The sequence below is a fragment of the Acidovorax sp. ACV01 genome (assembly GCF_014851495.1).
In the GTDB taxonomy this organism is placed as follows: Bacteria; Pseudomonadota; Gammaproteobacteria; order Burkholderiales; family Burkholderiaceae_C; genus Acidovorax; species Acidovorax radicis.
Genome location: NZ_JACUZT010000007.1, coordinates 293,976 through 302,131, shown reverse-complemented (window position 1 = coordinate 302,131; position 8,156 = coordinate 293,976). Strand labels below are relative to the sequence as shown.

Genomic DNA, 8,156 nt, shown 5'->3' with positions numbered 1-8,156 from the left:
GGTGACAACGTGTCGATCACTGTGAAGCTGATCAACCCCATCGCCATGGAAGAAGGCCTGCGCTTCGCTATCCGCGAAGGTGGCCGTACCGTGGGCGCTGGCGTCGTGGCCAAGATCCTCGCGTAATTGGCAAGGGATACAGGGGTATAGCTCAATTGGCAGAGCGTCGGTCTCCAAAACCGAAGGTTGTAGGTTCGATTCCTACTGCCCCTGCCACTTGAATGTGGCCTAAAACAAGCCCGCCAGGCCCTGGCGGGCTTCGGTGTCTTAAGCGGCGCCGTGAATCGGAAGCAGGAAATACTCAAAGATGGCCACTTCACAGGTTGAAACTGTCAATACAGGCGCAGACAAGGCCAAGCTCGCAGCGGTGGTGGCTTTGGTCATTGCCTCGGTGGCGGGTTTTTATTTGCTGGGAAAACAAGGCGCTCTCGTTCAATGGGCTGCGCTGATCGTCGGGCTGGTTGCGGCTGCAGGCGTATTTCTCGTATCGGAGTCCGGTCGGCAGTTCGTTGCTTTCGCAAAGGATGCATGGCGCGAAGTGAAAAAAGTTGTCTGGCCCACTCGCAAGGAAACCTTGCAGATGACGGCTTACGTGTTTGCCTTTGTGGTGATCATGGCACTTTTCCTGTGGTTCACGGACAAGACGCTGGAATGGGTTCTGTACGACTTGGTTCTGGGTTGGAGAAAATCATGACGACCGCTGCGGAAATCACTGGGGCAGAGGCTCCTGCAGGCGCTTCTGCTTCGGTAAACCCCGATCTGCGCTGGTACATCGTCCATGCCTACTCGGGTATGGAAAAAGCCGTGGAGCGCAACATCCAGGAGCGTATTGGCCGCTCTGGCATGCAGGATAAGTTTGGCCGCATTCTGGTGCCGACCGAAGAAGTGGTGGAGATGAAGAACGGCCAGCGCAAGACGACTGAGCGTCGCTTGTTTCCTGGCTATGTGTTCGTTGAAATGGTCATGGACGATGACACTTGGCATTTGGTGAAACACACCAACAAGGTGACTGGTTTCGTGGGTGGTGCAAAGAATCGTCCCGCACCTATTTCTGAAGAAGAAGTTCAGAAAATCGTCAGCCAGATGCAGGAAGGCACGGAGAAGCCGCGCCACAAGATCGAATTCATGGTGGGTGAGCTGGTTCGTGTCAAGGAAGGTCCTTTCACGGACTTCAATGGCTCGGTCGAAGAAGTCAATTACGAAAAGAGCCGTGTGCGCGTCTCCGTAATGATCTTCGGTCGCTCTACACCCGTTGAGCTGGAATTTGGACAGGTCGAGAAGACGTAAGTCTTCTCGATAAAACCTAGTCCTCCCTGGAAAACCAGGGAAAAAGTTGAATGTCGCACTTTTCGACTCGGTGCGAACATTGTGATAGCGAGTCGTTAACCCCGGGGAGCCAGTTGCTGCGTGGTGCAGCGAAGGCGTTATGACCCGTAAGGAGTAAAACATGGCGAAAAAAATCGTCGGTTTTATCAAGCTGCAAGTCCCAGCTGGTAAGGCCAATCCATCCCCACCCATTGGTCCCGCCCTGGGCCAGCGTGGTCTCAACATCATGGAGTTCTGCAAGGCATTCAATGCGCAGACCCAGGGTGTGGAGCCTGGTCTGCCGTTGCCTGTGGTCATCACGGCTTTTGCGGACAAGAGCTTTACCTTCATCATCAAGACGCCGCCCGCAACGACGCTGATCAAGAAGGCTATCAAGCTTGAAAAGGGTTCTTCGAATCCGCTGAAGACCAAGGTCGGCAAGATCACGCGCGAACAGCTCGAAGAAATCGCCAAGACCAAGATGAAGGACATGAACGCCGCGAACGTCGACGCAGCAGTCCGTACGCTGGCTGGTTCTGCACGCTCGATGGGCGTGACGGTGGAGGGTTTGTAAATGGCCAAGTTGACAAAAAAGCAAAAGGCCCAGCAGGGCAAGGTTGACAGCACCAAGCTGTATGCCTTCGCGGATGCTGTGGTTCTGGTGAAGGAAGCGGCTACTGCCAAGTTCGATGAATCCATCGATGTGGCTGTGCAGCTGGGTATCGATGCCAAGAAGTCCGACCAAGTGGTCCGTGGCGCCGTGGTGCTGCCCAACGGTACCGGCAAGACGACGCGTGTTGCGGTGTTTGCCCAAGGCGCCAAGGCTGAAGAAGCCAAGGCCGCCGGTGCTGACATCGTCGGTATGGACGACCTGGCCGCCATGGTCAAGGCCGGCGACATGCCGTTTGACGTGGTGATTGCCGCGCCTGATGCGATGCGCGTTGTAGGTACCCTGGGTCAGATCCTGGGCCCACGTGGCCTGATGCCTAACCCCAAGGTGGGCACAGTGACCCCTGACGTTGCTACGGCCGTGAAGAACGCCAAGGCTGGTCAGGTGCAGTTCCGCGTGGACAAGGCCGGTATCGTGCACAGCACGATCGGCCGCCGCTCGTTCGACAACGACAAGCTGCAAGGCAATCTGGCTGCACTGATCGAAGCCCTGAACAAGGCCAAGCCAGCAACCAGCAAGGGCCTGTACTTGCGCAAGGTGGCGGTGTCTTCCACGATGGGTCTGGGTGTCCGCGTGGATACGCAAACCATCGCTGCAGCGTAATTGCAAGAAATCTTCGGGCGTGCCTTCACGGGCAGGCCCGATGTGGTGGGCTGGAGCTACGAAAGTAGCGACAGGCCATCCAAGACCGTTGGTGCGCGATCCGGTCGTGCTTAAAGCCAGACAAGGCACCAACGCAGATGGCGATCCCGCTGCAGATGGAAAAATTTTCCGAAACAGTTGGTCGCTGCAACAAGAGCGCGCATGAGGCACTCGCCGAGTGCGCATTTTAAGGAGTAGACCTTGAGTCTTAATCGCAGTGAGAAAGAAGCGGTCATCAGTGAAGTGACCAGCCTCGCCGCTAAAGCTCAAACGCTTGTGATCGCGGAATACCGTGGCATCACGGTCGCCGACATGACCAAACTGCGTGTTGATGCTCGCAGCAAGGGCGTGACCCTGAGTGTTCTGAAGAACACCCTGGCTCGCCGTGCTGTAGCTGGCAGCGCGTTTGACGTGGTGGCAGACCAGATGACCGGCCCGCTGATCTACGGCTTCTCTGAAGACGCTGTGGCCGCCGCCAAGGTGGTGGCCGATTTCGCGAAGACCAACGACAAGCTGGTGATTCGCGGTGGCGCTTTCGGTGGCAAGGCCCTGGATGTCAACGGCGTTAAGCAACTGGCCAACATTCCTTCCAAGGAAGTTCTGCTGGCTCAGATTTGTGGCTTGCTTATGTCCCCCATGTCGCGTACGGCCGTTGTGCTGGGCGCGCTGGCGGCGAAAAAAGGCGAAGGCGTTGCCGAAACGGCCGCCGAACCTGTCGCAGCTTGATCGCTCGGCAGTTAACCAACAAAATTGTTAGGAAATCAAAATGGCATTCGATAAAGACGCATTTTTGACCGCGCTGGACAGCATGACGGTTCTGGAACTCAATGACCTGGTGAAGGCCATTGAAGAGAAGTTTGGCGTGAGCGCTGCAGCCATGGCTGCTCCTGCTGCCGCTGGTGGTGGCGCTGCTGCTGCTGCTGAAGAAAAGACGGAATTCAACGTCGTTCTGACCGAAGCTGGTGCCAACAAGGTGTCCGTGATCAAGGCTGTGCGCGAAATCACCGGCCTGGGCCTCAAGGAAGCCAAGGACCTGGTGGACGGCGCTCCCAAGAACGTCAAGGAAGGCATTGCCAAGGCCGACGCCGAAGCAGCTGTCAAGAAGCTGGTGGAAGCTGGCGCCAAGGCCGAACTCAAGTAATTCGGTCTTGCTCAAGGGCTGGAGTGCTCCTCAAAGGGCCTCCAGCCTTTGGTGCTTTCAGAGAGCACCCGCAAGCCTCGTTGTCAACGAGGCTTGCGAGTGTCTTCTGACAACCCCGACAGCAGAAGACGCCTTGGTTCGGGTGATGTGCAATGCATCACCGTCCGCCATGGTTGGTAGTGGCCAACCGCCAAGCCCGTGAGGACACCTCTCCTCGCGGGTCAGTCGTCGAAGACCCAGGACTCATGTCTTTGCCCGGAGATCTCATGGCCTATTCCTACACCGAACGCAAGCGAATTCGCAAAAGTTTCGGCACCCGCGATAGCGTGCTCGAAGTTCCTTATCTGCTGCAGATGCAGAAGGACGCCTACACCGCTTTCCTGCAGGCTGATAAAGCACCCCAGAAAAGAACCATCGAAGGCCTTCAGGCTGCATTCGACGCTGCCTTTCCTATCGTCTCCCACAACGGTTTTGTGGAGATGAAGTTCATCGAGTACAACCTGGCAAAGCCAGCTTTTGACGTGCGTGAGTGCCAGACCCGTGGTCTGACCTTCGCCTCGGCTGTGCGCGCCAAGGTGCAATTGATCATCTATGACCGTGAGTCTTCGACGTCGCAGTCCAAAGTGGTCAAGGAAGTGAAGGAGCAAGAGGTCTACATGGGCGAAGTGCCGCTCATGACCGATAAGGGCTCGTTCATCATCAACGGTACCGAGCGCGTGATCGTGTCTCAGCTCCACCGTTCGCCTGGCGTGTTCTTCGAACACGACAAGGGCAAAACCCACAGCTCGGGCAAGCTGCTGTTCTCGGCGCGCATCATCCCGTACCGTGGCTCCTGGCTCGACTTCGAGTTCGACCCCAAGGACATCCTGTACTTCCGCGTCGACCGCCGTCGCAAGATGCCCGTCACGATTCTGCTCAAGGCCATCGGCCTGAATCCAGAATCTATCCTGGCGAATTTCTTCGTCAATGACAACTTCCGCCTCATGGACAGCGGTGCACAAATGGAATTTGTGTCCGAGCGTCTGCGTGGTGAAGTGGCTCGTTTCGACATCACCGACAAGTCCGGCAAGGTCGTTGTGGCCAAGGACAAGCGTGTGACGGCACGCCACACCCGCGAACTGGAGCAGTCCGGCACTACGCACATCAGCGTGCCCGAAGACTTCCTGATCGGCCGCGTTGTCGCCCGCAACATTGTGGACGCGGACACCGGTGAAATCATCGCCAAGGCGAATGATGAGCTGACCGAGGCACTTCTCAAGAAACTGCGCAGTGCTGGCGTGCAAGACGTGCAATGCATTTACACCAATGAACTCGACCAGGGTGCGTACATGTCGCAGACCCTGCGCATCGACGAAACGGTGGACGAATTTGCTGCGCGTGTGGCTATCTACCGCATGATGCGTCCTGGCGAGCCGCCCACCGAAGACGCCGTGCAGGCCCTGTTCCAGCGCCTGTTTTACAACCCCGACACGTACGACCTGTCGCGTGTGGGCCGCATGAAGTTCAACGCCAAGATCGGCCGCGACGAATCCACCGGCCCCATGGTGCTGTCCAACGAAGACATCCTGGCCGTGGTCAAGATTCTGGTGGACCTGCGCAACGGCAACGGCGAAGTCGATGACATCGATCACTTGGGTAACCGCCGCGTGCGCTGCGTGGGCGAACTCGCCGAAAACCAGTACCGCACAGGTCTGGCACGTATCGAAAAGGCTGTGAAGGAGCGTCTGGGCCAGGCCGAGCAAGAGCCGCTGATGCCCCACGACCTGATCAACAGTAAGCCGATCTCGGCAGCACTGAAGGAATTCTTCGGTGCGTCGCAGCTGTCGCAGTTCATGGACCAGACCAACCCGCTCGCTGAAATCACGCACAAGCGCCGTGTTTCCGCACTGGGCCCGGGTGGTCTGACCCGCGAACGCGCAGGCTTCGAAGTGCGCGACGTGCACGTAACCCATTACGGTCGCGTCTGCCCTATCGAAACGCCTGAAGGTCCAAACATCGGCCTGATCAACTCGCTGGCCCTGTACGCCCGCCTCAACGAGTACGGTTTCATCGAAACCCCGTACCGCCGTGTGGTGGACAGCAAGGTGACGATGGATATCGACTACCTGTCGGCCATTGAAGAAGGCAAGTACGTGATCGCGCAGGCCAATGCCGTGCTCGACAAGGATGGTCGCCTGACGGGTGAACTGGTCTCTGCCCGTGAAAAGGGCGAATCCATCCTGTGCGGTGCAGACCGTGTGCAGTACATGGACGTGTCCCCCGCACAGATCGTGTCGGTGGCGGCTTCGTTGGTTCCGTTCCTGGAGCATGACGATGCGAACCGCGCGCTGATGGGCGCCAACATGTCGCGCCAGGCTGTGCCTGTGCTGCGCCCTGAGAAGCCTTTGGTGGGCACGGGCATCGAGCGCGTGGCGGCTGTGGACTCGGGCACCGTGGTGACGGCCACCCGCGGCGGTATCGTCGACTACGTTGACGCCACCCGCATCGTGGTGCGCGTGAACGACGCAGAAGCACTGGCCGGTGAAGTGGGTGTGGACATCTACAACCTCATCAAGTACCAGCGTTCCAACCAGAACACCAACATCCACCAGCGCCCCATCGTCAAGAAGGGCGACATGCTGGTCAAGGGTGACGTGATCGCCGACGGCGCATCGACGGACTTCGGCGAAATCGCCATTGGCCAGAACATGCTGATCGCCTTCATGCCCTGGAATGGCTACAACTTCGAAGATTCGATCCTGATCTCCGAACGCGTGGTGGCCGAAGACCGCTACACCTCGATCCACATCGAGGAATTGGTGGTCATGGCCCGCGACACGAAGCTGGGTGCGGAAGAAATCACGCGCGACATTCCGAACCTGTCGGAACAGCAGCTGAACCGCCTGGACGAGTCCGGCATCATCTACGTGGGCGCCGAAGTGCAACCTGGCGATACGCTGGTGGGCAAGGTCACGCCCAAGGGCGAGACCACGCTGACGCCTGAAGAGAAGCTCTTGCGCGCCATCTTCGGCGAGAAGGCTTCCGACGTGAAGGACACCTCGCTGCGCGTGGACCAGGGTTCGCAAGGCACCGTGATCGACGTGCAGGTGTTCACCCGCGAAGGCATCCAGCGCGACAAGCGCGCCCAGCAGATCATCGACGATGAACTCAAGCGCTTCCGCCTGGACCTGAACGACCAGCTGCGCATCGTCGAGGCCGACGCTTTCGACCGTATTGAGAAGCTGCTCAACGGTCGTGTGGCCAATGGCGGCCCGCAGAAGCTGGCCAAGGGCACCAAGATCGACAAGGCCTACCTGGCTTCGGTCGAGAAGTTCCACTGGTTCGACATCCGCCCCGCGGAAGACGAAGTCGCCACGCAACTCGAGTCCATCAAGAACGCTCTGGAGCAGACGCGCCACAGCTTCGACCTGGCCTTTGAAGAAAAGCGCAAGAAGCTCACGCAAGGCGACGAGCTGCCAGCGGGCGTGCTCAAGATGGTCAAGGTCTACCTGGCCGTCAAGCGCCGCCTGCAGCCTGGCGACAAGATGGCCGGCCGCCACGGTAACAAGGGCGTGGTCTCCAAGATCGTTCCGGTCGAAGACATGCCTTACATGGCCGATGGCACCCCTGCCGACATCGTTCTGAACCCGCTGGGCGTGCCTTCGCGGATGAACATTGGTCAGGTGCTGGAAGTCCACCTGGGCTGGGCTGGCAAGGGTATCGGTCAGCGCATCGGCGACATGCTGCAGCAGCAGGCCAAGGCGTCCGAACTGCGCACGTTCCTGGAAGAGGTGTACAACTCGCGCGGCCGCAAGGAGGACTTGTCTCAGCTGAGCGACGAAGACTTGATGGCCATGGCTGCCAACCTCACCACCGGTGTGCCTTATGCCACCCCCGTGTTCGATGGTGCTTCGGAAGAAGAAATCAAGGACATGCTGAAGATCGCCTATCCAGACGACATCGCCGAGCGCAAGGGCCTCACGCCCACCCGCACGCAGGCGTACCTGTTCGATGGCCGCACGGGCGAGCGCTTCGAGCGTCCGACGACCATCGGCTACATGCATTACCTGAAGTTGCACCATTTGGTGGACGACAAGATGCATGCCCGTTCGACCGGTCCTTACTCGCTCGTCACGCAGCAACCGCTGGGCGGTAAGGCCCAGTTCGGTGGCCAGCGTTTCGGGGAAATGGAAGTGTGGGCGCTGGAAGCTTATGGCGCCGCTTACGTCCTGCAGGAAATGCTGACAGTGAAGTCCGATGACGTGGTGGGCCGTACCAAGGTGTACGAGTCCATCGTCAAGGGCGAACACGCCATCGAAGCCGGCATGCCGGAATCGTTCAACGTGCTGGTCAAGGAAATCCGTTCGCTGGGCCTGGACATCGAGCTGGAACGCTCCTAAGCAGAAAAGGAAAGAGTCA

7 protein-coding genes, 1 tRNA gene and 1 pseudogene are annotated in these 8,156 nt (G+C 58.5%); all 9 read left to right on the top strand.

Annotation, left to right across the window (positions count from 1 at the left end; genetic code table 11):
* A pseudogene (locus IB243_RS20805) lies at positions 1-126 on the top strand (elongation factor Tu); the annotation flags it as partial.
* A 14-nt stretch (positions 127-140) separates the two neighbouring features.
* Positions 141-216: transfer RNA gene (locus tag IB243_RS20800), tRNA-Trp, on the top strand.
* A gap of 91 nt (positions 217-307) precedes the next feature.
* Positions 308-694 carry a preprotein translocase subunit SecE gene (secE, locus tag IB243_RS20795; protein WP_010467236.1) on the top strand — a complete coding sequence of 129 codons (387 nt, stop codon included), beginning with the start codon at positions 308-310 and terminating at the stop codon, positions 692-694.
* A complete protein-coding gene (gene nusG, locus IB243_RS20790; RefSeq protein ID WP_010467237.1) occupies positions 691-1,287 on the top strand; it encodes a transcription termination/antitermination protein NusG in 597 nt (198 codons plus the stop codon). Before secE ends, nusG begins: the two co-directional genes overlap by 4 nt.
* A gap of 160 nt (positions 1,288-1,447) precedes the next feature.
* Positions 1,448-1,879: a 50S ribosomal protein L11 gene (rplK, locus tag IB243_RS20785; RefSeq protein WP_010467238.1), complete on the top strand. Its 432-nt coding sequence runs from the start codon at positions 1,448-1,450 to the stop codon at positions 1,877-1,879.
* Entirely contained in the window at positions 1,880-2,578 is a 699-nt protein-coding gene (gene rplA / locus IB243_RS20780) for a 50S ribosomal protein L1 (protein ID WP_010467239.1), read from the top strand.
* A 240-nt stretch (positions 2,579-2,818) separates the two neighbouring features.
* Positions 2,819-3,343 (top strand): 50S ribosomal protein L10, encoded by a 525-nt coding sequence (gene rplJ, locus IB243_RS20775; RefSeq protein WP_029414402.1) that lies wholly within the window; start codon positions 2,819-2,821, stop codon positions 3,341-3,343.
* A 40-nt stretch (positions 3,344-3,383) separates the two neighbouring features.
* The gene (gene rplL, locus IB243_RS20770) at positions 3,384-3,758 is read left to right on the top strand and encodes a 50S ribosomal protein L7/L12 (protein ID WP_010467242.1); all 375 of its coding nucleotides are present in this window, start codon (positions 3,384-3,386) and stop codon (positions 3,756-3,758) included.
* Positions 3,759-4,024: 266 nt separating this feature from the next.
* Entirely contained in the window at positions 4,025-8,137 is a 4,113-nt protein-coding gene (gene rpoB, locus IB243_RS20765) for a DNA-directed RNA polymerase subunit beta (RefSeq protein ID WP_010467243.1), read from the top strand.
* Positions 8,138-8,156: the final 19 nt, after the last annotated feature.

Coding starts and splice junctions, on each gene's coding strand:
- secE (WP_010467236.1), top strand. CDS start 308: ATGGCCACTTCACAGGTTGAAACTGTCAATACAGGCGCAGACAAGGCC.
- nusG (WP_010467237.1), top strand. CDS start 691: ATGACGACCGCTGCGGAAATCACTGGGGCAGAGGCTCCTGCAGGCGCT.
- rplK (WP_010467238.1), top strand. CDS start 1,448: ATGGCGAAAAAAATCGTCGGTTTTATCAAGCTGCAAGTCCCAGCTGGT.
- rplA (WP_010467239.1), top strand. CDS start 1,880: ATGGCCAAGTTGACAAAAAAGCAAAAGGCCCAGCAGGGCAAGGTTGAC.
- rplL (WP_010467242.1), top strand. CDS start 3,384: ATGGCATTCGATAAAGACGCATTTTTGACCGCGCTGGACAGCATGACG.
- rpoB (WP_010467243.1), top strand. CDS start 4,025: ATGGCCTATTCCTACACCGAACGCAAGCGAATTCGCAAAAGTTTCGGC.